We start from the raw sequence: 21646 nt of genomic DNA, 5'->3' as shown, positions 1-21646 counted from the left end.
AGGTGCGTTGAATCAAGGGTTGCGCGTGGCCGCCTGGTGGCGGCCGATTTTAAAAAGCGCTCGGAGCATGGCGCTTGAACCCCTAAAATGACGCGCAACTGAATCAACGACGGATGAAACCAACATGGACAGGCTGAAAACCATCGCCGCTGGCATGGCGATATTCGCCGCAGGCCAGTGCGTTGCACAGGATCAAGTCGAGACAGTGGTGAACGCCGCTGTACAACCGGTAATGCAAGCCGAGGGTATCCACGGCATGGCCGTGGCGATCACCGTCAACGGCCAGGCGCATTACTTCAACTATGGCGTCACCTCGATAGAAACCGGCAACCCCGTCACACAAGACACCCTGTTCGAAATCGGCTCCGTCAGCAAAACCTTCACCGCCACCCTCGCCGCCTACGCCCAAGCCACCGGCAAGCTGTCCCTGACCGACAAGGCCAGCCAGGTCCTGCCGGCCTTGCGCGGCAGTGCTTTCGACCACATCAGTGTGCTGCAACTGGGCACCTACAGCGCTGGCGGTTTACCCCTGCAATTTCCTGCTGAATCTGATTCGGCCGACAAAATGCTCGGCTACTACAAACAATGGAAACCGCTCTACGTCCCCGGCAGCCACCGACTGTATTCGAACCCCAGCCTGGGCCTGTTCGGCTATCTCGCCGCCCACAGCATGGGCCAGCCGTTTGATGACCTGATGGAGAAGACCCTGCTGCCAAAACTCGGCTTGCGGCACACCTATGTGCATGTGCCGCAGGATCAGATGGCGCTCTACGCCCAGGGCTACAACAAGGACGGCAAACCGGTACGGGTGGGTCCGGGCGCGCTGGATTCCGAGGCGTATGGGGTGAAGACCAGCGCCGCAGACTTGCTGAGCTATGTCGGCGCGAACATGAAACCGGCGTCCCTGGAAAAGCCGTTGCAGCAAGCCATCGCCTTGACTCACAGCGGTTACTACACCGTAGGCGATATGACCCAGGGCCTGGGCTGGGAGATGTATCGATACCCGATCACACTGGATCGCTTGCTGGACGGCAACTCCACGCCAATGGCCATGCAGGCCCATGAAGTCCAGTGGCGGAACCCGCCGCAAGCGCAGCCGGAAAACGTGCTGATCAACAAGACAGGTTCAACCGGTGGCTTTGGTGCTTATGTGGCGTACGTGCCTTCTAAGGACATCGGCATCGTGATGCTGGCCAACAAGAATTATCCCAATGCGCAACGGGTCAGGATCGCTCATCAGATACTGAGTGCCCTTGCCCGATAGTTGCTGATCCATCTGTGGGAGCGAGCTTGCTTCGGGCGGTGTTCCGAGGATGGAGGTCTGACATTCAACATTTATATCGACTGTTACGACGCTATCGCGAGCAAGCTCGCTCCCACAGAAAAGCCTGCCATTGTCGCCAGATAGAGGTTCAATCATCCGGCATTTCAGGCGGCTTGGCGGGCTTGGCCGGTTTGCCAGGTTTTGTACCTTTGGCGCCTTTTGCCGCCGGCTCGGCTTCAGTGACGGGAGCGGCCACGGTCGCGGTAAATTCTTTCTCGGCCGCCGGCAGCTGATCGACAGCGCTGAAAACATCTTCCAGCTTGATGGCGTCCGATTGTTCAAGTTTCTTTTCGCCGTCCTTGCCGACCAGAATCACCTTGGTCTTGGCGCCGGCCCCCAGCTTGAGCGAGCGGATCAGCGCCGCCGTGTCCTGTGGCCCGAGGTCCTTGCCGTCGCGCTGGCCCATCAGGTTGAGTACGGTGTAGAGCACCATGTTGCGGTCGGTGAAACCCTTGCGGTTGGCCGGCTCATCCAGCGACTTTTTCAGGCTGACCCAGGTCGGATCAACCGTGCTCGGAGCGATGACGATCAGTGGCCGGGCCCTGCCCTTGTCCATGTCCAGCGGTGAGTCGCCATCGGCGGCGAACGAGGTGCCGGCAATCGCCAGCAAAGTAGCCAGAGTCAGTGACCTGATGAGCATGCGCATCTCCTTTTGATATTCACGCTCTAATGATTGCGCATCGCGGCGATCGTTCCGGGTGACATACCGCAAATATTGTTCGCCTTGCCCCAAGCTTAGGTCAGGGCGGTCATTGCGCAACAGACTGGGCTAATCTGAAGACTCATGGCAACCAGCCTGATCCCTTGTGAGAACTTGCCCATGAGTACTCAGTTGAATCACACCATCGTCTGGTGCCGGGACAAGCAGGTTTCGGCGAATTTCCTGACTGGCCTCCTTGGCCTGCCTGCCCCCGAGCCCTTCGGCCCCATGCTGATCGTCAAACTGGATAACGGCGTATCACTGGATTTCTACGACAACGAGCCGCCGATTGCGTCTCAGCACTACGCATTCCTGATTGGCGATGAGGATTTCGATGCAGCCTTCGCACGCCTGCAAGCCAACGGTCAGCCATGGTGGGCCGACCCGGGCAAGCAGCGACTGAGGGAGATCAATGATTACGCGGGAGGACGGCGGGTGTATTTCGATGACCCGGACGGGCATCTGCTGGAAATATTCACCCGCGAATGAAGCTGGCGCGGCGGCTTGATTCAGAACGCCAGTTTGTAGCCGATCAGCAACAGCATGGTCGCCAGGCAAGGACGCAGCAATTCGTCGGAGATGCGCCCGGTCAGGTGGCTGCCCAGGTAAATCCCCGGCAACGAGCCCACCAGCAAATAACCCAGGACGTGCCAATCCATGTTGCCCATGCTGGCGTGGCCAAGGCCCGCGACCAGGGTCAGCGGCACGGCGTGGGCGATTTCAGTCCCCACCAGGCGGCGGGTCGGCAGCATCGGATAGAGAATGAACAGTGCCACGGTGCCCAGTGCGCCGGCACCGATGGACGTCAGCGCGACCATGGCGCCAAGGACCAGCCCGGTGATGACTGTCATCACGTTCAAGCGCAATCCGCTGGGGTTGTAGTTGCCACCTGCACGTTTGTGGGCGAAGTCGAGCAGGCGCTTCTTGAACAGGATCGCCAGAGCCGTGGCGAACAACACGAACCCGAGGGCCTGCTTGATGATCGCGTTCATCGACTCGGGGGCGCTGTGCAGGGTACTGAGGAACCACAGCGTCATCGCCACCGCGGGCACGCTGCCCAAGGTCAGCCAGCCGGTGATCGCCCAGTCGATGTTGTTGTTCTTGCGGTGGACCAGTACGCCGCTGGACTTGGTGATGGCGGCGTACAGCAGGTCGGTACCGACCGCCGTCGCCGGGTTGATGCCGAACCCAAGCAGGATCGGAGTCATGAGCGACCCGCCACCTACGCCAGTCATGCCGACGATGAAGCCGACAACCAGCCCGGCAACGACCAACCCGATGTTCACTAAATCCATGAATACTTCCACAAAGATCGCAGGGGAAATCTGGCCCGCAGCATAGCGATATTTCTTATAACCAGTTATATCGATGCGATCTATCTTTATGCCGGAAGCACCATGTCACCCCGTGGGAGCGAGCTTGCTCGCGATGGCGGTGTATCAGTTGACATTATGGCGACTGACACTCAGTCATCGCGAGCAAGCTCGCTCCCACAGGGTTGCGTGCCAGATTCACTGCACCGGCAGGAAATTCAGGAACAGCAGGCTCTGGGCATAGTTCACGCCGATGCGCCGGTAGCGTTCGTCGAGCATCCGGGTCAGCAGGTCCAGCCGGGCGACGATCTTGCCGAACTCGACGGCAAAGCTCAGGTTGCTGCCCTCCTCCGAGATTTCGTTGGAGAACAGCAAGGGCTGGCCCTCTTTGTTCTGTCGCTGGCTGAGGATCCAGGTGGCGATTTCGATATTGCGTGCGGCATTGCTGACAAATACCGGGTTGATCGTATCGGTCATGTAGAACTCGAGGCGATTGCCATGGGCGGTCACCAGCATGCTGCCGATGGCATAGATGAACGCCCCGACCCGGTCGCCCAGAAACTCCGGACTCATGGCAAAACGCAGGGCCGCGAGGTCCTTTTTGCCGCCCAGGGTCGGCAATGGTTGCTGCAGCTCAATGGCCATGCGCACTTGCTTGCCGGCGGTGCGGGCATCGAGGAAACCGGATTTTTTCAGCTCGTCGGGGTTACGCAGATAGAGCTTGCTCATCAGCAGGTAAAGGCTGTTGAGGTTGTCGCGCATGGTCAGGGTGGCCATGCGGTCGACGCTGGTCTGCAGGAACTCCTGGGGTTTGCCTTCGCGCATCTGGTTGATGATGTCGCCGCCCTGCTGCTGGCTGCAACCGGTGACGTAGAGCATCGACAAACCTGCAAGCAGCAGGCAATGACGGCGGATTTTAGTGATGATCGTGGGTGAAACTCGAGCCATGGGTTCTTGGACTTGGGCATGGGCCGGCGGAGGGGATCGCCGCAGGCTGCCATGGATAGAGCCGGACATTTCGAAAAAGTGCAGTATCGGCACAGAGCAATCGATCACCGGCAAGGTGCAGCTCAAGAGTTCGCAGCCTGCGGCGGAACCGATGGACTATTCTGGTGCCCACTGAAATAACCATCGTCATTCATAAAGGAGGTTTGCATGCGCACGCTTGAACTGGCTGGCACCAGGGTCCCGGTCATCGGCCAGGGGACCTGGCAGATGGGCGAAGACCGTTCACGGCACACGGAAGAAGTCGCGGCACTGCGCCTGGGTATCGAGCTGGGCATGACCCTGATCGACACTGCGGAAATGTACGCCGAAGGCGGTGCCGAGGAAGTGGTGCGCGATGCCATTGCCGGCCAGCGCGACAACGTCTTTCTGGTCAGCAAGGTGTACCCGCACAACGCCAGTCGCCAGGGCATTCCCCAGGCTTGCGAGCGAAGCTTGCGCAGGCTTGGCACCGATTACATCGACCTGTATCTGCTGCATTGGCGCGGTCAGTATCCTCTGGAAGAAACCGTCGACGCCTTCGAGCGCTTGCGCGAAGCCGGCAAGATTGGCCGTTGGGGCGTGTCCAACTTCGACCTCGACGACCTGCTGGAACTGGACGCCCCGGCCTGTGCCACCAATCAGGTGCTCTACAACCTGGAGCAACGGGGCATAGAATTTGATTTGCTGCCCTGGAGCCAACAACGGCGGTTGCCGGTCATGGCTTACTGCCCGATTGGCCAAGGCGGTAAAATGCTCTTGGACGTCGCGCTCAAGCAGGTAGCTGCCCGTCACGGCGTCGCACCGGCTCAGGTGGCACTGGCCTGGATACTGCGTCAGGAAGGAGTGATCGCCATCCCCAAGGCGGTCCGACTCGAACATGTACGCCTCAACGCCCAAGCCGCCACGTTGCAGCTTGAGCCCGGGGATCTGGAGGCGCTGGACCAAGCGTTTCACGCGCCACAACGCAAACAGCGGCTGGCCATGGTCTGAACCACCGCAGCCTGTCAGAGAGCTTCGCCATGAGAAGCACCGACCACCTGGACCCGTTCAATCTGCAACGTTTTCTCCAGGCTCAGGACCCGGTATTCGACCGGGTTCAAAACGAGCTGAACAACGGACACAAGCGCAGTCACTGGATGTGGTTCATTTTTCCGCAGTTTGCCGGGCTCGGCGATAGCGAGATGTCGCGCCGCTTTGCCATCCGCTCGCGGGAGGAAGCCCTGGCCTACCTTGAGCATCCGTTGCTGGGCGCCCGGCTGCGTACCTGCACCCAGGAAGTGCTGAACGTCCGGGAGCGCTCGGTAGCGGGGATTTTCGGTCATCCCGATGACCTGAAGTTTCATTCCTCGATGACCCTGTTTGCCCAGGTCGCCGATGCCGACAACCTTTTCCAGCAAGCCTTGAACCAGTACTTCCACGGCATCCTGGATGACTGGACCCTGTCGCTGATGGACTCAAAACAGGCCCAGTTGCCCCCCAATCAGGGTTGAGAAGTCGTCGTCGACAAACGGCAGTATCGCGTCCGCCACCGGTTGCAGCTGCCGGGTGATGTAGTGGTCGTAATCGATGGGCGCGCTGCGCACCTCCAGCGGTTCGGGGCCAGCGACGGTGATCACGTAGCTGATCCAGCCGCCGTTCTGATACTGCCGCGGGCGCCCCTGTCGGTCGTTGTACTCGTCGGCCAGGCGCGCCGCGCGCACATGGGGCGGTACGTTGCGCTGATAGTCATCGAGGGTGCGGCGCAGGCGTTTGCGGTAGATCAGCCGGTCATCGAATTCACCGGCCAGGGTCTTGCGCACGTAGTCACGCACATAATCCTGGTAGGGCTTGCGCAGGAAGATCCGCGAATACAGCTCCTGCTGGAACTGCCGGGCCAGCAGCGACCAGTCGGTGCGCACGGTTTCCAGGCCTTTGTAGACCATTTCGTCGCTGCCGTCGTCCCGGGTGACCAGCCCGGCATAGCGCTTTTTACTGCCTTCCTCGGCACCGCGAATGGTCGGCATCAAAAAGCGCTTGTAGTGGGTTTCGAACTGCAGTTCGAGAACGCTCTGCAGGCCGTATTCCTGCTGCACGTGCTCGCGCCACCACTGATTGACGTGCGCCACCAGCGCGTGGCCGATCTGCGCCGCCTCCTGCTGGCCATGGGCGCGACGCAGCCAGACGAACGTCGAGTCGGTGTCGCCGTAAATCACCGCATGCCCCTGGGCTTCGATCAACTGGCGGGTGCGCAGCATGATCTCGTGCCCACGCAAGGTGATGGACGACGCCAGGCGCGTGTCGAAGAAACGACAACCGCTGGAGCCGAGCACTCCGTAGAACGCGTTCATGATGATTTTCAGCGCCTGGGACAGCGGCGCGTTGTGTTCGCGCTTGGCGGTTTCCCGGCCTTCGGCCACCCGGGCGACGATGGACGGCAGGCAATGCCGGGTGCGGGAAAAGCGCGCGCCACGAAAACCCGGCACCGACTCGCTGTCGTCCGGGTGCTTGAGCCCTTCAATCAGTCCCACGGGGTCAATCAGGAAGGTACGGATGATCGACGGGTAGAGGCTTTTGTAGTCGAGCACCAGCACCGATTCGTACAGTCCCGGCTGCGAATCCATGACAAAACCGCCGGGGCTGGCTTCGGGTGGCTTGCCACCGAGGTTCGGCGCCACGAAACCCTGACGGTGCATCAGCGGCATGTACAGGTGCGTGAACGCCGCCACCGAACCGCCCATGCGATCGGCCGGCAAACCGGTGACGCTGGCTCGCTCCAGCAGGAAGGTGAGCAACTCGGTCCTGGCAAAAATCCGCGTGACCAGTTCGCAGTCCTTGAGGTTGTATTTGGCCAGCGCCGGTTTGTCCTCGGCGAACATGCGATTGATTTCGTCCATGCGCTGGTACGGGTTGTCGATGGACTTGCCCTCGCCGAGCAAGGTTTGCGCGACGTTTTCCAGGCTGAACGAGGGGAAACTCCAGGTCGCCGAACGCAGGGCCTCGATACCGTCGATGATCAGGCGGCCAGCCGCAGATGCGAAGTAGTGATTACCGCTGCCGTGTTCGCGCCACTGCATTTCCTCGCCGCCACGCCCCAGTTTCAACGGCACCGCCAGGCGCCGGGCGTGTTCGTGGAGCACCCGCAAGTCGAACTGCACGACGTTCCAGCCGATGATCGCGTCGGGGTCGAACCGGGCAAACCAGTCGTTGAGCTTTTTCAGCAACAGGGTGCGCGAATCGCAGTATTCGAGCTGGAAATCCACCTGGCTGGCATCGCCATTAGGCGGACCGAGCATGTACACCTGGCGCTCGCCGCAGCCTTCCAGGGCGATGGAGTACAACTCGCCCTGGGCCGTGGTCTCGATGTCCAGGGACACCAGTTTCAGGCTCGGCCGGTAATCGGGGTCGGGTTTCATCTGCGCGTCGAGCAGCAGGCCCTCGGCATTCGGCGTACCACTGAAACGCACCGGCGCGGTGATGAAGCGTTCCATCATGTAGCGTTCCGGCGGGCGCACGTCGGCTTCGAACACCTCGACACCGGCCCGGCGCAGCGCGGTTTCCAGGCGCATCAACTGGCCATGTTGCTGGCAATAGAGACCGAGGACCGGGCGATGTTCGAAATCCTGCAGGGCCAGGGGCTTGAGCTCGACGTTTTTCTCGTCATGCAAAACACTTTCGGCGGGCTGACGGTGCGCAGCCGGGATGAACGCCACCGACGGTTGATGAGGCAGGCGGATACGCCGGGGACCGCTGTCGGTCGCCAGCCAGAATTCGACTTCCGTACCGGTCGGGGTGTCGCGCCAATGCCGGGTCAGGACGAAGCCCTGCTGTAGATCCACCACTGCAAACCTCGAAACTGATTCAGAGGGTGATTCTACCCGTCATCAGTTGCGATAGCGCGTTTGCCGCAGACCTGTCAGGCAGACACCGATCCTGTGGGAGCGAGCTTGCTCGCGATGGCGGCATTACATTCAGCGTTGGTGTTGACTGGCCCACCGCTATCGCGAGCAAGTTCGCTCCCACAGGTGGTTCGTTAGCCGGAATGTGGGGTTTACCAAAGAAAAACCGCCAAATGACGTTTTTTGCGTGTTATCTGCCGCTTTCGCCCTTGCCCTGAACGCTTGCGTCTACGATTCTTCAAGAACAACGACAACACCCGAGTAACCACCATGAAAACCGTCGCCCAACTGCTCAAGCTCAAAGATCAGAAGAATCAGGAAGTGCACCAGATCAAACCCGACCACATGGTGCTCGAGGCGCTGATGAAGATGGCCGAGAAAAACGTCGGCGCCTTGCTGGTGGTGGAAAATGATGAAGTGCTGGGCATCATCAGCGAACGGGATTACGCGCGCAAACTGGTGTTGCACGGCCGCTCTTCGGTGGGCACGCCGGTGCGCGACATCATGGTGTCACCGGTGATTACCGTCGACACCCATCAAACCGTGGATACCTGCCTGGGCATCATGTCCGATAGACGCCTGCGTCACTTGCCGGTGGTCGAAGGCGGCAAATTGATCGGCCTGCTGTCGATCGGTGACCTGGTCAAGGAAGCCATTGCCGAACAGGCTGAACTGATTCGCCAGCTGGAACAGTACATTCGCGGGGAGTGAGACCCAGACAAAACATTCACCCCAAAAACCTGTGGGAGCGAGCTTGCTCGCGATGGGGCCATATCGGTCGACATCTATGTTGAATGTCAGGCCGTCATCGCGAGCAAGCTCGCTCCCACAGGGTAAGTGGTGTTTTCAAGCCGGCCAATGCCGGGCGAACACCGGTGCCAGTGCCGGGTGGCGGTCGATGCGTTCCAGCCAGGCGAAAAACCCCGGCCGGGCGTTGCGCAAATGTTCCCGGCTGCCCGCCCATCGCGAGATCACCGCCGCCAGCACATCCAGGCCTCCTGGTTTTTCGCTGCCCAGATACAACTCACCCGAAAACTGATCGGCAAACACCTCCCAACTCCAGTGCAGGCGCCGGCGGGCGCCCTCCATGAGGTTCTGCCTGGACAACTCATCCGCCTCGGCCAGCCAGCGTTCGGGGTAATCGATGATGCCGATGGCCGCATAGCAATTGCTGACGATGTACGCCATGCCGCGAATGGCCTGGTCCCGCTCGGCCGGATCCTGCGGCAACAATCCCGATGCGGGAAAGGTGAGCCCGAGGTGGATCAGGATCGCCGCGCTCTCGGTCAGGACAGCGCCATCGGGTAGCTGCAAGGTCGGAATCTGTTTGAGCGGGTTGAGCTTCTCCAGCGCCTGGGCCGCCTCCGCGGACGTCTCGACATCGATGAAGCGATAAGGAACATCACAGAGCTCAAGGGCGGCTTCGATGGCCGCCGCCCCGGAGTTCTGATGGCCATAGAGCTGGTACATAAACGTCTCCTTGCATACCGTAACCTCTGCAGTGCCGCATCAAGCGTCGCGGCAGAGGAACGCGCCAGCTAACCAGTGTAGAAGCCACCACCCGCCACACCACGACCATCCGACGATCGCACCATCACGTTCACTTGGGGTGTGGCATCGCTCCTATCATTGCCGTCGATGTTCACCATCACCTCAATGAAGTTCTCTTAAAAATTCCCCGGCGTAACATCTGCTCCATACCAACCCATAAGCACCCCGGAGCACACCATCATGAAACGCCAAACCCTCCTCAGCATCGCTTTCTCGGTTTTCGCAGTTAACGCTTTCGCCGCAAACTCTGCTCAACCTGTAGTCGCTGAAGGCGGCTCGGATCGTCTGATTGAAAGCCGTGTGGCCGAGGGTGGTTCGGATCGCCTGATCGAAAACCGCGTCGCCGAAGGCGGCTCCGACAAGCTCCTGCAAAACCGCGTCGCTGAAGGCGGTTCCGACAAGCTCCTGCAAAACCGCGTCGCTGAAGGCGGTTCCGACAAGCTCCTGCAAAACCGCGTCGCTGAAGGTGGTTCCGACAAGCTCCTGCAAAACCGCGTCGCCGAAGGTGGCTCCGACAAGCTCTTGCAAAACCGTGTCGCCGAAGGTGGCTCCGACAAGCTCTTGCAAAACCGTGTCGCCGAAGGTGGCTCCGACAAGCTCTTGCAAAACCGTGTCGCCGAAGGTGGTTCGGATCGTTTGATCGAAAGCCGCGCTGTCTGAATGCAGTGCCTGACCGCAGGACTCAATGAAAACCCGGCCTCACCCGCCGGGTTTTTTATGCTTTTTTTGCGCCGCGATTACTGCCCTGCCCGCGCCATGCAGCGCTGGTAGCGTTCATCGACTCGCTTGGCGAACCACGCGGTGGTGAGTTTGCGGGTGATTTTCGGGCTTTGCAGCACGATCCCGGGCAACACTTGACGGGGTAACGGCCGGCCCTCGGCCCGTTCGGCCAGTTCGAAAACCCGCCGATAGAGTTTGCTGTCTTCGAACGCCAGGGTGTTCCCCTCTTCCAGTTGTGCCCGGATCGTCGGATTGCGCATGTCCAGTTGCTTGCCGAGGGTACGCACGGCCAGTTCCGTGGTGCCGGGCATGATCGAACCGTAGCGCACCAGGTCGCCATCCAGCGCCAACGAGATACCGGAAGCCCGGCTCACCGCGTTCTGGAACGCGGCGTTACGGCTGGCGTACCAACCCGCGTTGAAGTCCGCAAAGCGGTACAACGGCTGTGGGTAGCTCACTGGATACCCGAGCAGATGCGCAATGCCGAAATACATGCCGCCGCGCCGGGTGAACACTTCACGACGAATCGAGCCCTTCACCGGGTATGGATAGCCCTTGGCCTGCTGTTCGGCAAAATCAATGCTGACCTGCATCGGCCCGCCGGTATGCACCGGGTTGAAGCCGCCGAACAGGGTCTTGCCCATCGGCACCATGCCGATGAAGTCATCGAAAACAGCGCTCAGTTCCTTTTCACTGCGCGCGGCATTCAGGCGGCTGCTGTAGCTTTTGCCGTTGGGCGAGTCGAGCATTAACGCACCGCTCACCAACAGGCCGGGAATATGTGCCTTGGCGGCACGGCGGTCGATCTCGTCGCGGGCGATCTTGCCCAGGCCCGGTACGCTCGGATCGACCTGAAAGGTCGATTCCTGTTCAGTCACCGCCAGCACCGAGCACAGGTTTTGCGTGGTCGGTGAGATGTCTTGCGCGGTAAACGCCACCTGGATGTCGGTGGCCCAACCCTGGCGATCGGCAGCCTTGGCCGGCAGCAAACGCACAATCTCGGCTTTCACTTCGGCCGGGCTGCGCGCCACCGGCTCCTGGGTCCGTTGGCTGCCGCAACCGGCCAATACCAGCAACACGGCGACGCTTGTGATCAATCTGATTTGCATGTCGTTCCATCTAATCCGTTGGTCCGGGCCAACCATACGACCAATGGCAGGTCTGCGGCTACGTCCGTGGCAGTCCGACGGTTGCCGCCCTCCCCGACTGAACCATACTTGATTCACACAGCGAGGAGGACAGGTTCATGCACCGCAGCGACGTGTTGATCATCGGTGCCGGCCCCACCGGGCTGGTCCTGGCGTTGTGGCTGAGCAAACTCGGCGTGCGCGTGCGGATCGTCGACAAAACCTCCGCCCCCGGCACCACGTCCCGGGCGCTGGCCGTCCAGGCACGGACGCTGGAGTTGTATCGCCAGCTCGGACTGGACGACGCCGTGGTGCAAAACGGACATCAAGTAACGGCCGGCAATTTCTGGGTAAAGGGTGAGCCCGTGGCGCGCCTGCCCCTGTCTCAGATCGGTGAAGGCCTGACGCCCTACTCGTTTCTCGAGATTTTCCCCCAGGACGAACACGAACGGCTGCTGATCGAGCGCCTGAACGCTTTCGGTATCACAGTGGAACGCAACACCGAACTGGCGGACTTCGAGCAAACCGCAGACGGCATCACGGCCACGCTGCACTTACCCGACGGTCAGCAGGAAATCTGCCAGGCCTGTTACCTGGCCGGATGCGATGGTGCCCGGTCGATTGTGCGCAAAACCCTGGAGACCGGGTTTCCCGGCGGGACTTACCAGCAGATTTTCTACGTCGCCGACGTACAGGGCAGCGGCCCGACATTCAACGGCGAACTGCATGTGGACCTCGACGAGGCAGACTTCCTCGCCGTGTTCCCGCTGGCCGGCAGTGGTCGCGCGCGCTTGATCGGCACGGTACGCGACGAACGCGCCGAACACGCCGAGACCCTGCGCTTCGAGGATGTCAGCAGCAGGGCCATCGAGCACATGAAGGTGAAGATCGAGCAACTGAACTGGTTTTCGACCTATCGCGTACATCATCGGGTGGCGGATCACTTCCGCAAAGACCGGGCGTTTTTACTGGGGGATGCCGCCCACGTGCACAGCCCGGCCGGCGGCCAAGGCATGAACACCGGGATTGGCGATGCCATCAACCTGGCCTGGAAACTGGCGGCCGTGTTGAGCGGCGGCGCAGAGGCCAGACTGCTCGACACCTATGAAACCGAGCGCATCGCGTTTGCCCGCAAACTGGTGGCCACCACCGACCGGGTATTTAACTTCGTCACCGCCGATGGGCGAATTGCCGACTTGCTGCGTACACGCCTGGCCCCGTTCTTGATACCGAAAATAACCTCGTTCGAAACCTCTCGCGAATTCATGTTTCGCACGGTGTCGCAGATCACTCTGAATTATCGTGGAATGCCGCTGAGCACGGGCGTTGCCGGGCACGTGCATGGTGGCGATCGCCTGCCCTGGGCCCATGACGGCGAGGGGGATAATTTTGAGTCGCTCAAGTGCCTGACCTGGCAGGTACATGTCTATGGCGACACCAGCGACGAGATGATCGCCTGGTGCCACGAGCACCATTTGCCACTGCATGTGTTCGACTGGCGACCGGCGTTCGAAACCGCGGGCCTGGGGCGCAACGGCTTTTATCTGTTGCGGCCCGATACCTATGTGGCGATTGCCGAAACTTGTGCGGACCCGAAAGTGATCGAACGGTATTTCCGTGATCACGGGATCCGGCCGTTTTTTGGCGCGCCCTGAGAACACCACATCCCCCCTGTAGGAGCGAGCCTGCTCGCGATGGACTCAAGGGCGCCGCGTTTAGTCAGTAAACACGCGTCATCGTAAACGACCATCGCGAGCAAGCTCGCTCCTACAAGGGGATATGCGCTGGTGCCTAGATCCCCGCCAGCGCCAGGTCCATCGCAAAGTACGTAAAGATCAGGTCTGCCCCGGCGCGTTTGATCGCCCCCAGGCTCTCGCGCACCACACGGTCTTCATCGATGGCCCCGGCCTGGGCGGCAAACTTGATCATCGCGTACTCACCACTCACCTGATAGGCCGACAGCGGCAGGCGCGAGGCTTCGCGGATGTCGCGGATGATGTCCAGATATGCACCGGCCGGTTTGACCATCAGCGCATCGGCGCCTTCCTGTTCGTCGAGCAACGATTCGCGTATCGCTTCGCGGCGGTTCATCGGGTTCATCTGGTAGCTTTTACGGTCGCCCTTGAGCGCACTGCCGCCGGCCTCGCGGAACGGGCCATAGAGCGCCGAAGCAAATTTGGTCGAATAGGCCATGATCGCCGTCTGGGTAAACCCGGCATCATCGAGCGCCCGGCGAATCGCCTGGACTTGCCCGTCCATGGCCGCCGAGGGTGCGATCACGTCGGCACCGGCCCGGGCCGCCGCGACGGCTTGCCTGCCGAGGTTGATCAGGGTCTGGTCGTTGTCGACTTCATGGTTGTGCAGCACGCCGCAATGACCGTGGTCGGTGTACTCGCAAAAGCAGGTGTCTGACATTACGATCATTTCCGGCACCGCGTCCTTGGCGATGCGCGACATGCGCGAAACCAGGCCGTCCTCGCGCCAGGTGTCGCTGCCGCTGCTGTCCAGGTGGTGGGAGACGCCGAAGGTCATCACTGACTTGATCCCGGCACGGGCGTAGCGCTCGATCTCGCCGGCCAGCTTCGACTCGGGAATGCGCATCACGCCGGGCATGCTGTTGATCGGCACGAAGTCGTCGATTTCTTCTTCGACGAAAATCGGTAGTACCAGGTCGTTGAGGCTGAACTCGGTCTCCTGGAACAGGCTGCGCAGGCTCGCATTGCGGCGCAGACGGCGTGGGCGTGCTTCGGGGAACTGACTGGACATGGGTTTTCCTGAATTTCAGAGGACAAGATGTAGGAGCGAGCCTGCTCCGGGCGGCGTTCCGACGATGGTCGTAAACGATAACGCGCATTGTCTGAATGCTCGCGTTGCCCTTACGTTTTTCGCGAGCAAGCTCGCTCCCACAGGTAATGCGGTGGATCAGCTGGAGACGGGGCTTGGAATCTGCAACCCGCGCACCACCGCCGGTCGCGCCAGGAAGCGTTCCAGCACCCGCGTGACGTTAGGGAAGTTCTGGATGCCCACCAGATCGCCGGCTTCATAGAAGCCGATCAGGTTGCGCACCCACGGGAAAATGGCGATGTCCGCGATGGTGTAGCGCTCGCCCATGATCCAGTCGCGCCCCTGCAGACGATCGTCCAGCACCTTGAGCAGGCGCCTGTTTTCCTCGACGTAGCGGTCACGGGGACGCTTGTCTTCGTAGTCCTTGCCGGCGAATTTGTTGAAAAACCCGAGCTGGCCGAACATCGGACCAATACCGCCCATCTGGAACATCAGCCACTGAATCGTCTCGTAGCGCGGTGCCGATTCCTGTGCCAGCAGTTGCCCGCTCTTGTCGGCCAGGTAGATCAGAATCGCGCCCGACTCGAACAGCGCCAGCGGCCGGTCGTCCGGACCGTGGGGGTCGAGGATCGCCGGAATCTTGTTGTTGGGATTCAGGGAAAGAAATTCCGGGGACATCTGGTCGTTGGTGTCGAAGCCTACCCGGTGAGGTTCATACGGCAGGCCGATCTCTTCGAGCATGATCGAGACCTTGACGCCGTTGGGGGTCGGCAAGGAGTACAGCTGAATCCACTCCGGATACTGGGCAGGCCATTTGCGGGTGATGGGGAATGCGGACAAATCGGTCATGGGCACGATCCACGAAGACATTGAGAGTGACGATCATAATGTAGATATCGGCTCAGCGAGCCCTTGAAGCCATCGATCTCGCTGATAGGCGAGATCAAAAGAAATCACGACGGTTTCAACGCCATCCGGTGTAGCGTGTCCACAATTGTGCAACATCCTGTCGATAACCTTCGCTGCAAACCCGTGAAGGTTACCGGTACATTGCCGCCCACTCGGCCGGAATCGAACCAAACGGGCTCAGGGGACTCTGAGAACCACCCCTTTGATGACGGACCGGCTTCAATGACATGGAAAACACCCGACGCAGGACAATCGTGGTGTAGAGGTTTGTCAGCCTTAACCGAATTACGCTGAAGACCCTTTACACATGAATCTGTTTAATTTTGCCAAACGCTTCAAACATCGCGCTTACCTTTTGTTGCCCGCCTTATTGGTGGTTAGCGCGGTGTGCCTGACGCTGGAGTCCGGCCTGAGTCGCGCCCAACCGATGGATGGCACCCAGACGCTGGTCTTCCTGCGCCACGGGGAAAAACCCGCCGGAGGCCTGGGCCAGCTCAATTGCCAGGGACTGAACCGCGCCATCGACCTGGCCACGCTGCTGCCGGAAAAGTTCGGCAAGGCCAACTATGTGTTTGCGGCGAACCCGACGCGTAACGTCGAGGAAGGCGAGTTCGACAATTCCTACAGTTACATCCGCCCACTGATGACCATCAGCCCCAGCGCCATCAAGCTTGGCCTGCCGGTGAACATCAACTTTTCCGCCAATGACACCAGTGACCTGGCCGATGAACTGCTCCACGACAAGTACCACAATGCGGTCATCTACACGGCCTGGTCCCACGGCTATCTGCCGGAGCTGATCAACAAGGTAGCCGGCGACGCCACCGGCAAGAAAATGACCATCACGGATGACTGGGAGTCCAGCGACTACGACTCGCTGTATGTACTCACCTTGACCTGGCACAACGGCAAGGCCAGCTTGCAGAGCCATGTGTACAAGCAAGGCCTGGATAATGGTGCCGAAACCTGTCCGACCTGAAACCTGTAATGCCTGATCCGGCCTCATCGCGAGCAAGCTCGCTCCCACATTGGATTTGCAGTGTGATCACGAAGGCATGAGCACTACTGAACCCTGTGGGAGCGAGCTTGCTCGCGATAGGGCCAGTTAAACCTACATCACTTTCGTTGATTCACTCGCTCACGCAGATACTCGAGAACCGCCCCCCGCTCCCCGACAAACTCGATCCGCGCGTCTTTCTTCTCCCGCTGAAACGCATACATCGGATCGTAATACTCGCACAGCAGGCCTTCGATCCAGCCCCGGTGCAGATCCACCGCGCCACTGCGGGCCTGCTCGGCCAACGCATCCTCCATCAAAACCAGCATGCGCCGATGACGTTCACCACCCAGGCGCTTCTGCACATTGTTCAGGCTTGCCAGCAAGCGTTCGGAAAACAGCGCAAAGCCCTCCTCGCCATGCACGTCGATGAATTCGGCGCACAGATCCACCACGTAATCGCGCAGGATCCGCTCGACCCGCCCTTCCAGGCTGTCTTCAAGCCACACCATCGGAAACTGCTGCATGCCCTGGTAAAGCGGCAACGGCAAGGCACAACTGCCCACCGCACGGCTTTCGTCTTCCAGTACGAACTGCTCGATGCCACGGGCGCGTTTTTTCAGTACGTCTACGGCCAAGCGGTTTTCGAAGTCGATATTCGAGGGTTGGCCCGTGGCGCGCTTGCCGAAACTGGAGCCGCGATGGTTGGCATGACCTTCAAGGTCCACGGCATTGTCGAGTTGCGTGAGCACCTCGGTTTTGCCGGTGCCGGTCATCCCGCCCAGCAAGACGAAATTGCACTGGGTCACGGCTTGATCGAGGGTGTCCAGCAGGAAGGTGCGCATGGCCTTGTAGCCACCGCCCACCCGTGGATAGTCGATGCCCGCCTCGTCCTTGAGCCATTGCTGGACAATCTGCGAGCGCAGGCCGCCGCGAAAGCAATACAGCAGGCCATCCGGATGCGCCCGGGCAAAATCGGCCCAAGCCTGGATGCGTTCGGCCTTGACCGCGCCCGACACCAGTTGATGCCCCAGCACGATAGCCGCTTGCTGGCCGTGCTGCTTGTAGCAGGTGCCGACCCGCTGGCGTTCATGGTCATTCATCAACGGCAGGTTGATCACGCCGGGAAACGCACCCTTGTTGAATTCGACCGGCGCGCGGGCATCCATCATGGGACGGTCGTTGAGGAAGATGTCGCGGTAATCAGTGCAGTCGACGAACATCAAAACACCTCGACTGCGTTGCTCTGTCGCTCGACCAGTTCACCGATCGGTTCCAGGCTCAGGCCCAGTTCGGCGGCCACCGAGAGGAATTGCTCGTTGCCTTGAGGCGTCACGGCAATCAGCAGGCCACCGCTGGTCTGCGGGTCGCAAAGCACACGTTTGTGCAGCTCCTGAAGGCGTCCGAGCTTGCTGGCGTAGCTGTCGAAATTGCGCAGAGTCCCGCCTGGTACGCAGCCTTGTTCCAGGTAATACTCCACTCCCGGCAGGCGCGGTACGCGGTCATACTCAATGCGCGCCGTGAGCTGGCTGCCGTCGGCCATTTCCACCAGGTGCCCGAGCAGGCCGAAACCGGTGACGTCAGTCATTGCGGTCACACCGTCGAGCTTGCCGAAACGGCTGCCGGGTTTGTTCAGGGTGCACATCCAGTCCCGGGCCAGGCCGATGTCGGCGTTGCGCAATTTGCCCTTTTTCTCGGCCGTGGTAAGGATGCCGATCCCCAAGGGCTTGGTGAGGTAGAGCAGGCAACCGGCGGTGGCGGTGTCGTTGCGCTTCATGTGGCGCTTTTCCACCAGACCGGTGACGGCCAGGCCAAAGATCGGTTCTGGCGCGTCGATGGAGTGCCCACCTGCCAACGGGATGCCCGCCGCGTCACACACTGAACGACCGCCGCGTATCACTTCCCGGGCAACTTCCGGGGCCAGCACGTTCACCGGCCAGCCCAGAATCGCAATCGCCATCAACGGATCGCCGCCCATCGCATAGATGTCGCTGATGGCATTGGTGGCGGCAATTCGACCGAAATCGAAGGGATCGTCGACGATCGGCATGAAAAAGTCGGTGGTCGAGACCACGCCGCGTTCATCATCGATTGCATACACCGCCGCATCATCGCGCGAGGCATTGCCGACCCAAAGTTTCGGGTCGAGGTTCTGCGCCCCACTGCCGGCCAGGATCACTTCCAGCACCTGGGGAGAAATCTTGCAACCGCATCCAGCGCCGTGGCTGTACTGAGTCAGGCGAATCGGCTCGCTCATAGGGGTACCTCATTGGGTCAATGGGCCGATTCTAGCAGAGCGAGGCATGCGCAAGGCGTTGCACAGCCTCGGACTTTGTGGGAGCGGGCTTGCTCGCGAAGAGGCCTTCACAGCCGACATCCATGCCGGCTGATACTCCGCCATCGCGAGCAAGTTCGCTCCCACATTGATTGCGGTTACGGCAGCAAAATCACTTTGTCACCACTGCCCTGATTCACCTCGGCATAACGCTCCAGGCCTTCGGCCAATGGCGACTCGAACAAGCCCTGGGGCAACGGCAACAGGTCTTGATCGAAGAACCGGCCGAACTGTTCGAGCATCGCCGCACACGCCTGCACCCCGTACAGCAACGAGTTGATCCCCACAACCGAGCCACCCTTGCGATACAACGCCAGGGCCGGCAACTGCACGTGACCGTCCACGGGTGCCGCGATGATCGCGATGCGGCCGAACGTGGCCAGGGCCGCTACCGAGGCCGGCAGCCAGAAACCGGTGGTGTCGAAAATCACGTCGGCACCGCCGGCATACACCGCGTTGACCTGTGCGCCCAAGTCTTCGGGTTTATCCAGTTGCAGGGTCTGGTAGCCCTGGTCCTGCAAATCCTTGACCTGCTCCGGACGCCGCGCGGCCGCCAACACCTGGGCACCGCGCACCTTGGCCAAGGCCAGCGCGGCACTGCCGACTGCCCCGCCACCGATGACCAGCAATCGGGTTTCGGCCGTCACCAGGCTGCGCTCCAGCGCATCCCACGCCGTGGTGTACGGCACGCCAAGGCTGGCGGCCTGGGCAAAGCTCAGATGCGTAGGTTTGAGCGCCACGCCGTTGGCCGGCAGCTTGACGAACTGCGCGTGGGAACCGTCGGCGAAAAAGCCCAGTTCCTTGCCCGTGCCCCAGACTTCCCGACCGATCATCGCCTGCGGGCCGGCCACGACAACACCGGCAAAGTCACGACCGGGAATCCGCGGCAAGGTGGTGTAGGGAAAACGGCCCAGCACGTTCTTCACATCGCTGGGGTTGAGGCCCGCGGCCTTGATCTCGACCAGCACTTCATCGGCGCCGGGAACGGGGGTAGGCACCTCAACGTAGCGCAGGGCCGAGAGATCACCGGTTTTATCGAATTGCAGAGCTTTCATGGGCGTATCCATCGAGTCGAAAAGGGTTCAGGAGATCCAGCCAGCCACCAGCCCTCGCCCCATCGGCCAGAGTTTTTCGCCGGCGAGCATGCCGAGCAGGCCCACCAGGGCGATGGCCGGGGGTGCGGGGGAACGAAAATCCAGGGCGCCGTAGAGCAGACCGACGCCCAGACCGATGGCCAATGACACGAGGTAGTTCATGGCAGACTCCGGGGCAATTGAGGTATGCGCCAAGTCTAGGGGGCGACGCCTTTGACCATCGGTCAAGTGCTTCTGAATTTCGGCCAAAGCCTGGCTTCGACGAAATCAGTCCTGGCGTTGCGCCGCAGGAAACTGCGAAGGGGCAACGCCCAGCTCACGACGAAACATGTCGCTGAAGCTGCTCGGCGAATATCCCAGCTCCCGGGCAATCGCGCTGACCGGTACGCCCTGGATCAGCTCGGCCACCGCCGTCGCCAATTGCACCTGACGCCGCCACTCGGCGAAGCCCATGCCCAAACCGTCCTTGAACAGCCGCGCGAGGGTGCGCACGCTGGCTCCGGCATTATCCGCATGTTGTTCGAAAGGAATGTCCAGTGATGGCGCGGCCATGACCGCCTGACACAGGTTCATCAGCCGTCGGTCGGAATCGTCCGGCAGCGGAATTTTCAGCAGCGAACGCCTGGCCCGCTTGAGTTCCAGCAGCGCCAGGCCCACCAGCGCGTCGTAATACTCGGGCGCCCCGTCGTTACCCTGCTCCACCAGCCCGACGATCAGCTCGCGCAGCAAACCGCCGACCTCGATCACCTGAACGCTGTCATCCAGGGTCGCCGCCAGGGACGGCCGCAGGTAGATATTGCGCATTTGCAGGTCCGATACCACACGGATGCCATGCGGCACGCCGGGCGGCAACCACACCGCCCGTTGCGGAGGCACCACCAGCGCCTCATGCGGCGTCTCGACCCACATCACCCCGCTCATCGCATACAGCAACTGGCCCCAGACGTGCTCATGGGGCTCGATGTACAACCCGCGCGGATAGGTGCGGGCCAGCGGTTGCACAGGCACATCGGTGTCACTCAGGTCAGGTGGTGCGGCGAGGGCCATGGTCTATGTTCATTGGGTACGGGAAGGCTTCATGGTAACGAGGCGCCGAACGTGTCGCCAGCAACCGCCGGTATCTGACAATCCGAGTGAATTTTTCTGATGGCGCGCGATCCTTTTATGTACAACAGGGAGGAACCGGGGCTTTATGAACAGTGCAAAATTATTCGTCATCGAGTACACCCTCCATGGTGCTCCGAAATCATTCATCATCCGACTGGAAAAAATGGATAACGCAGAAGCCTGGCATTGGGCGAGTTGTGACGCGGGGGTGGGGCGAATCCCCCGATTCGGACGCGAGAAGGTGCAAAAGACCAGCAAGCCGATGGCTGAAAAATTCGGCGTGGAAAACGTCAAGTGGCGGCCGGCGAACTAATATCCGGTAACCATCAGGTTCGGGGGAAGGGATATGAGCGCAACACCCGTCAACAGCCCTGTGCAACTGGACTACGATCTGGACACGCCGAGCGGCCGCATCACCAGGAGCACCGAGTGCCGAATCGGACTGGAACAGGTCGAAAATGACCCATTCTGCTTCGCCATACGCGTCCCGGTGCCTCTGCCGGAAGATCTGGAGCAAGCCAAGACCCTGGTGCTGCGGGTCGAAGGGCGGCGCTTGCAAGGCACCGTCCGCCACAGCGAACGCCTGGAAGATGGCAGCCTCAGGCTGGAAGTGGAGCCGGACTAGGCTCCACTTTTGCGTATGCCGTGGTTTTCAGTGGGCACACTTGCAGCCTTGGGAGGCGCACTCCTCGCCATGCTCGTGATGCTTGGCACAGGCTTCACAGCAATAGTGCTTGCCGTGACGCACGATCGGGTGCTCGCCGAGTTTGCAGGAACACTTCGGACAATCGCATATACGCTCAGTCATGGGTTTGACTCCTGT

The 21646-nt window shown here is 60.7% G+C and carries 24 protein-coding genes; 10 read left to right on the top strand and 14 right to left on the bottom strand.

What is annotated here, in order from left to right:
* Window positions 1-154: 154 nt before the first annotated feature.
* Window positions 155-1264 (top strand): class C beta-lactamase, encoded by a 1110-nt coding sequence (ampC, locus tag KW840_RS24960; RefSeq protein WP_371318490.1) that lies wholly within the window; start codon window positions 155-157, stop codon window positions 1262-1264.
* A gap of 148 nt (window positions 1265-1412) precedes the next feature.
* On the opposite strand, the gene KW840_RS24955 is transcribed toward ampC, so the two are convergent.
* Window positions 1413-1964, bottom strand: a complete 552-nt coding sequence (locus KW840_RS24955) for a DUF4174 domain-containing protein (RefSeq protein ID WP_057714025.1) — start codon at window positions 1962-1964, stop codon at window positions 1413-1415.
* Between the two features lie 180 nt (window positions 1965-2144).
* Between KW840_RS24955 and KW840_RS24950 the strand changes: the two genes are divergently transcribed.
* A complete protein-coding gene (locus tag KW840_RS24950) occupies window positions 2145-2513 on the top strand; it encodes a VOC family protein (RefSeq protein WP_057714024.1) in 369 nt (122 codons plus the stop codon).
* Between the two features lie 20 nt (window positions 2514-2533).
* Here KW840_RS24950 and KW840_RS24945 read toward each other — a convergent pair whose 3' ends face one another.
* Together KW840_RS24945 and KW840_RS24940 are read right to left on the bottom strand one after the other, a co-directional pair.
* On the bottom strand, window positions 2534-3319 hold the full coding sequence (locus tag KW840_RS24945) for a sulfite exporter TauE/SafE family protein (RefSeq protein WP_090456794.1): 786 nt from the start codon (window positions 3317-3319) through the stop codon (window positions 2534-2536).
* A 216-nt stretch (window positions 3320-3535) separates the two neighbouring features.
* Window positions 3536-4285 (bottom strand): hypothetical protein, encoded by a 750-nt coding sequence (locus tag KW840_RS24940; RefSeq protein WP_218498119.1) that lies wholly within the window; start codon window positions 4283-4285, stop codon window positions 3536-3538.
* 207 nt (window positions 4286-4492) lie between these two features.
* On the opposite strand from KW840_RS24940, the gene KW840_RS24935 reads away from it, so the two are divergent.
* Window positions 4493-5314 (top strand): aldo/keto reductase, encoded by an 822-nt coding sequence (locus tag KW840_RS24935; protein WP_057714022.1) that lies wholly within the window; start codon window positions 4493-4495, stop codon window positions 5312-5314.
* Window positions 5315-5343: 29 nt separating this feature from the next.
* Window positions 5344-5814 (top strand): DUF1810 domain-containing protein, encoded by a 471-nt coding sequence (locus KW840_RS24930; protein ID WP_057714021.1) that lies wholly within the window; start codon window positions 5344-5346, stop codon window positions 5812-5814.
* Here KW840_RS24930 and KW840_RS24925 read toward each other — a convergent pair.
* Window positions 5779-8139 carry a DNA polymerase II gene (locus KW840_RS24925; RefSeq protein ID WP_218498118.1) on the bottom strand — a complete coding sequence of 787 codons (2361 nt, stop codon included), beginning with the start codon at window positions 8137-8139 and terminating at the stop codon, window positions 5779-5781. The genes KW840_RS24930 and KW840_RS24925 overlap by 36 nt on opposite strands.
* Window positions 8140-8469: 330 nt before the next feature.
* Between KW840_RS24925 and KW840_RS24920 the strand changes: the two genes are divergently transcribed.
* On the top strand, window positions 8470-8910 hold the full coding sequence (locus tag KW840_RS24920) for a CBS domain-containing protein (protein WP_007976812.1): 441 nt from the start codon (window positions 8470-8472) through the stop codon (window positions 8908-8910).
* Window positions 8911-9045: 135 nt separating this feature from the next.
* On the opposite strand, the gene KW840_RS24915 is transcribed toward KW840_RS24920, so the two are convergent.
* On the bottom strand, window positions 9046-9669 hold the full coding sequence (locus KW840_RS24915) for a glutathione S-transferase family protein (RefSeq protein WP_057714019.1): 624 nt from the start codon (window positions 9667-9669) through the stop codon (window positions 9046-9048).
* Window positions 9670-9930: 261 nt separating this feature from the next.
* Between KW840_RS24915 and KW840_RS24910 the strand changes: the two genes are divergently transcribed.
* Window positions 9931-10410 carry a hypothetical protein gene (locus KW840_RS24910; RefSeq protein WP_057714018.1) on the top strand — a complete coding sequence of 160 codons (480 nt, stop codon included), beginning with the start codon at window positions 9931-9933 and terminating at the stop codon, window positions 10408-10410.
* A 77-nt stretch (window positions 10411-10487) separates the two neighbouring features.
* Here the strand turns inward: KW840_RS24910 and KW840_RS24905 are convergent, their stop codons facing one another.
* Window positions 10488-11579 carry a DUF1615 domain-containing protein gene (locus KW840_RS24905; RefSeq protein WP_218498117.1) on the bottom strand — a complete coding sequence of 364 codons (1092 nt, stop codon included), beginning with the start codon at window positions 11577-11579 and terminating at the stop codon, window positions 10488-10490.
* 137 nt (window positions 11580-11716) lie between these two features.
* Between KW840_RS24905 and KW840_RS24900 the strand changes: the two genes are divergently transcribed.
* Window positions 11717-13252, top strand: coding sequence for an FAD-dependent oxidoreductase (locus tag KW840_RS24900; protein WP_218498116.1), 1536 nt, complete (start codon window positions 11717-11719; stop codon window positions 13250-13252).
* A 136-nt stretch (window positions 13253-13388) separates the two neighbouring features.
* Here the strand turns inward: KW840_RS24900 and hemB are convergent, their stop codons facing one another.
* Window positions 13389-14363 (bottom strand): porphobilinogen synthase, encoded by a 975-nt coding sequence (hemB, locus tag KW840_RS24895; protein ID WP_090456805.1) that lies wholly within the window; start codon window positions 14361-14363, stop codon window positions 13389-13391.
* A 156-nt stretch (window positions 14364-14519) separates the two neighbouring features.
* On the bottom strand, window positions 14520-15230 hold the full coding sequence (locus KW840_RS24890) for a glutathione S-transferase family protein (protein ID WP_218498115.1): 711 nt from the start codon (window positions 15228-15230) through the stop codon (window positions 14520-14522).
* Between the two features lie 367 nt (window positions 15231-15597).
* Here KW840_RS24890 and KW840_RS24885 point away from each other — a divergent pair, with 367 nt between their 5' ends.
* Window positions 15598-16269 carry a histidine phosphatase family protein gene (locus KW840_RS24885; RefSeq protein WP_218498114.1) on the top strand — a complete coding sequence of 224 codons (672 nt, stop codon included), beginning with the start codon at window positions 15598-15600 and terminating at the stop codon, window positions 16267-16269.
* A 137-nt stretch (window positions 16270-16406) separates the two neighbouring features.
* Here the strand turns inward: KW840_RS24885 and mnmH are convergent, their stop codons facing one another.
* The 5 genes from mnmH to KW840_RS24860 all read right to left on the bottom strand — a co-directional run bounded on the left by mnmH (window position 16407) and on the right by KW840_RS24860 (window position 20763).
* Window positions 16407-17510: a tRNA 2-selenouridine(34) synthase MnmH gene (mnmH, locus tag KW840_RS24880; RefSeq protein ID WP_057714012.1), complete on the bottom strand. Its 1104-nt coding sequence runs from the start codon at window positions 17508-17510 to the stop codon at window positions 16407-16409.
* Window positions 17510-18544 (bottom strand): selenide, water dikinase SelD, encoded by a 1035-nt coding sequence (gene selD, locus KW840_RS24875; protein ID WP_057714011.1) that lies wholly within the window; start codon window positions 18542-18544, stop codon window positions 17510-17512. Before selD ends, mnmH begins: the two co-directional genes overlap by 1 nt.
* Window positions 18545-18720: 176 nt before the next feature.
* On the bottom strand, window positions 18721-19677 hold the full coding sequence (locus KW840_RS24870; RefSeq protein WP_218498113.1) for a zinc-binding alcohol dehydrogenase family protein: 957 nt from the start codon (window positions 19675-19677) through the stop codon (window positions 18721-18723).
* Window positions 19678-19704: 27 nt separating this feature from the next.
* Window positions 19705-19878 carry a DUF1427 family protein gene (locus KW840_RS24865; RefSeq protein WP_079246732.1) on the bottom strand — a complete coding sequence of 58 codons (174 nt, stop codon included), beginning with the start codon at window positions 19876-19878 and terminating at the stop codon, window positions 19705-19707.
* Window positions 19879-19983: 105 nt separating this feature from the next.
* Window positions 19984-20763 (bottom strand): helix-turn-helix domain-containing protein, encoded by a 780-nt coding sequence (locus KW840_RS24860; RefSeq protein WP_057714009.1) that lies wholly within the window; start codon window positions 20761-20763, stop codon window positions 19984-19986.
* A 145-nt stretch (window positions 20764-20908) separates the two neighbouring features.
* On the opposite strand from KW840_RS24860, the gene KW840_RS24855 reads away from it, so the two are divergent.
* Complete coding sequence (locus KW840_RS24855; protein ID WP_057714008.1) at window positions 20909-21136, top strand: DUF6555 family protein; 228 nt, start codon at window positions 20909-20911, stop codon at window positions 21134-21136.
* Window positions 21137-21169: 33 nt separating this feature from the next.
* Window positions 21170-21448, top strand: a complete 279-nt coding sequence (locus KW840_RS24850) for a hypothetical protein (RefSeq protein ID WP_218498112.1) — start codon at window positions 21170-21172, stop codon at window positions 21446-21448.
* A 27-nt stretch (window positions 21449-21475) separates the two neighbouring features.
* Here KW840_RS24850 and KW840_RS24845 read toward each other — a convergent pair whose 3' ends face one another.
* The gene (locus tag KW840_RS24845) at window positions 21476-21631 is read right to left on the bottom strand and encodes a metallothionein (protein WP_079246731.1); all 156 of its coding nucleotides are present in this window, start codon (window positions 21629-21631) and stop codon (window positions 21476-21478) included.
* Window positions 21632-21646 lie beyond the last annotated feature (15 nt).

Source organism: Pseudomonas sp. PDM30, from assembly GCF_019218985.1.
GTDB classification, from domain to species: Bacteria; Pseudomonadota; Gammaproteobacteria; order Pseudomonadales; family Pseudomonadaceae; genus Aquipseudomonas; species Aquipseudomonas jessenii.
Note: the sequence above shows the minus strand (reverse complement) of the source record. Positions and strands in the feature narration are given on the sequence as shown.

Coding starts and splice junctions, on each gene's coding strand:
- ampC (WP_371318490.1), top strand. CDS start 155: ATGGCGATATTCGCCGCAGGCCAGTGCGTTGCACAGGATCAAGTCGAG.
- KW840_RS24955 (WP_057714025.1), bottom strand. CDS start 1,964: ATGCTCATCAGGTCACTGACTCTGGCTACTTTGCTGGCGATTGCCGGC.
- KW840_RS24950 (WP_057714024.1), top strand. CDS start 2,145: ATGAGTACTCAGTTGAATCACACCATCGTCTGGTGCCGGGACAAGCAG.
- KW840_RS24945 (WP_090456794.1), bottom strand. CDS start 3,319: ATGGATTTAGTGAACATCGGGTTGGTCGTTGCCGGGCTGGTTGTCGGC.
- KW840_RS24940 (WP_218498119.1), bottom strand. CDS start 4,285: ATGGCTCGAGTTTCACCCACGATCATCACTAAAATCCGCCGTCATTGC.
- KW840_RS24935 (WP_057714022.1), top strand. CDS start 4,493: ATGCGCACGCTTGAACTGGCTGGCACCAGGGTCCCGGTCATCGGCCAG.
- KW840_RS24930 (WP_057714021.1), top strand. CDS start 5,344: ATGAGAAGCACCGACCACCTGGACCCGTTCAATCTGCAACGTTTTCTC.
- KW840_RS24920 (WP_007976812.1), top strand. CDS start 8,470: ATGAAAACCGTCGCCCAACTGCTCAAGCTCAAAGATCAGAAGAATCAG.
- KW840_RS24915 (WP_057714019.1), bottom strand. CDS start 9,669: ATGTACCAGCTCTATGGCCATCAGAACTCCGGGGCGGCGGCCATCGAA.
- KW840_RS24910 (WP_057714018.1), top strand. CDS start 9,931: ATGAAACGCCAAACCCTCCTCAGCATCGCTTTCTCGGTTTTCGCAGTT.
- KW840_RS24905 (WP_218498117.1), bottom strand. CDS start 11,579: ATGCAAATCAGATTGATCACAAGCGTCGCCGTGTTGCTGGTATTGGCC.
- KW840_RS24900 (WP_218498116.1), top strand. CDS start 11,717: ATGCACCGCAGCGACGTGTTGATCATCGGTGCCGGCCCCACCGGGCTG.
- hemB (WP_090456805.1), bottom strand. CDS start 14,363: ATGTCCAGTCAGTTCCCCGAAGCACGCCCACGCCGTCTGCGCCGCAAT.
- KW840_RS24890 (WP_218498115.1), bottom strand. CDS start 15,230: ATGACCGATTTGTCCGCATTCCCCATCACCCGCAAATGGCCTGCCCAG.
- KW840_RS24885 (WP_218498114.1), top strand. CDS start 15,598: ATGAATCTGTTTAATTTTGCCAAACGCTTCAAACATCGCGCTTACCTT.
- mnmH (WP_057714012.1), bottom strand. CDS start 17,510: ATGTTCGTCGACTGCACTGATTACCGCGACATCTTCCTCAACGACCGT.
- selD (WP_057714011.1), bottom strand. CDS start 18,544: ATGAGCGAGCCGATTCGCCTGACTCAGTACAGCCACGGCGCTGGATGC.
- KW840_RS24870 (WP_218498113.1), bottom strand. CDS start 19,677: ATGAAAGCTCTGCAATTCGATAAAACCGGTGATCTCTCGGCCCTGCGC.
- KW840_RS24865 (WP_079246732.1), bottom strand. CDS start 19,878: ATGAACTACCTCGTGTCATTGGCCATCGGTCTGGGCGTCGGTCTGCTC.
- KW840_RS24860 (WP_057714009.1), bottom strand. CDS start 20,763: ATGGCCCTCGCCGCACCACCTGACCTGAGTGACACCGATGTGCCTGTG.
- KW840_RS24855 (WP_057714008.1), top strand. CDS start 20,909: ATGAACAGTGCAAAATTATTCGTCATCGAGTACACCCTCCATGGTGCT.
- KW840_RS24850 (WP_218498112.1), top strand. CDS start 21,170: ATGAGCGCAACACCCGTCAACAGCCCTGTGCAACTGGACTACGATCTG.
- KW840_RS24845 (WP_079246731.1), bottom strand. CDS start 21,631: ATGACTGAGCGTATATGCGATTGTCCGAAGTGTTCCTGCAAACTCGGC.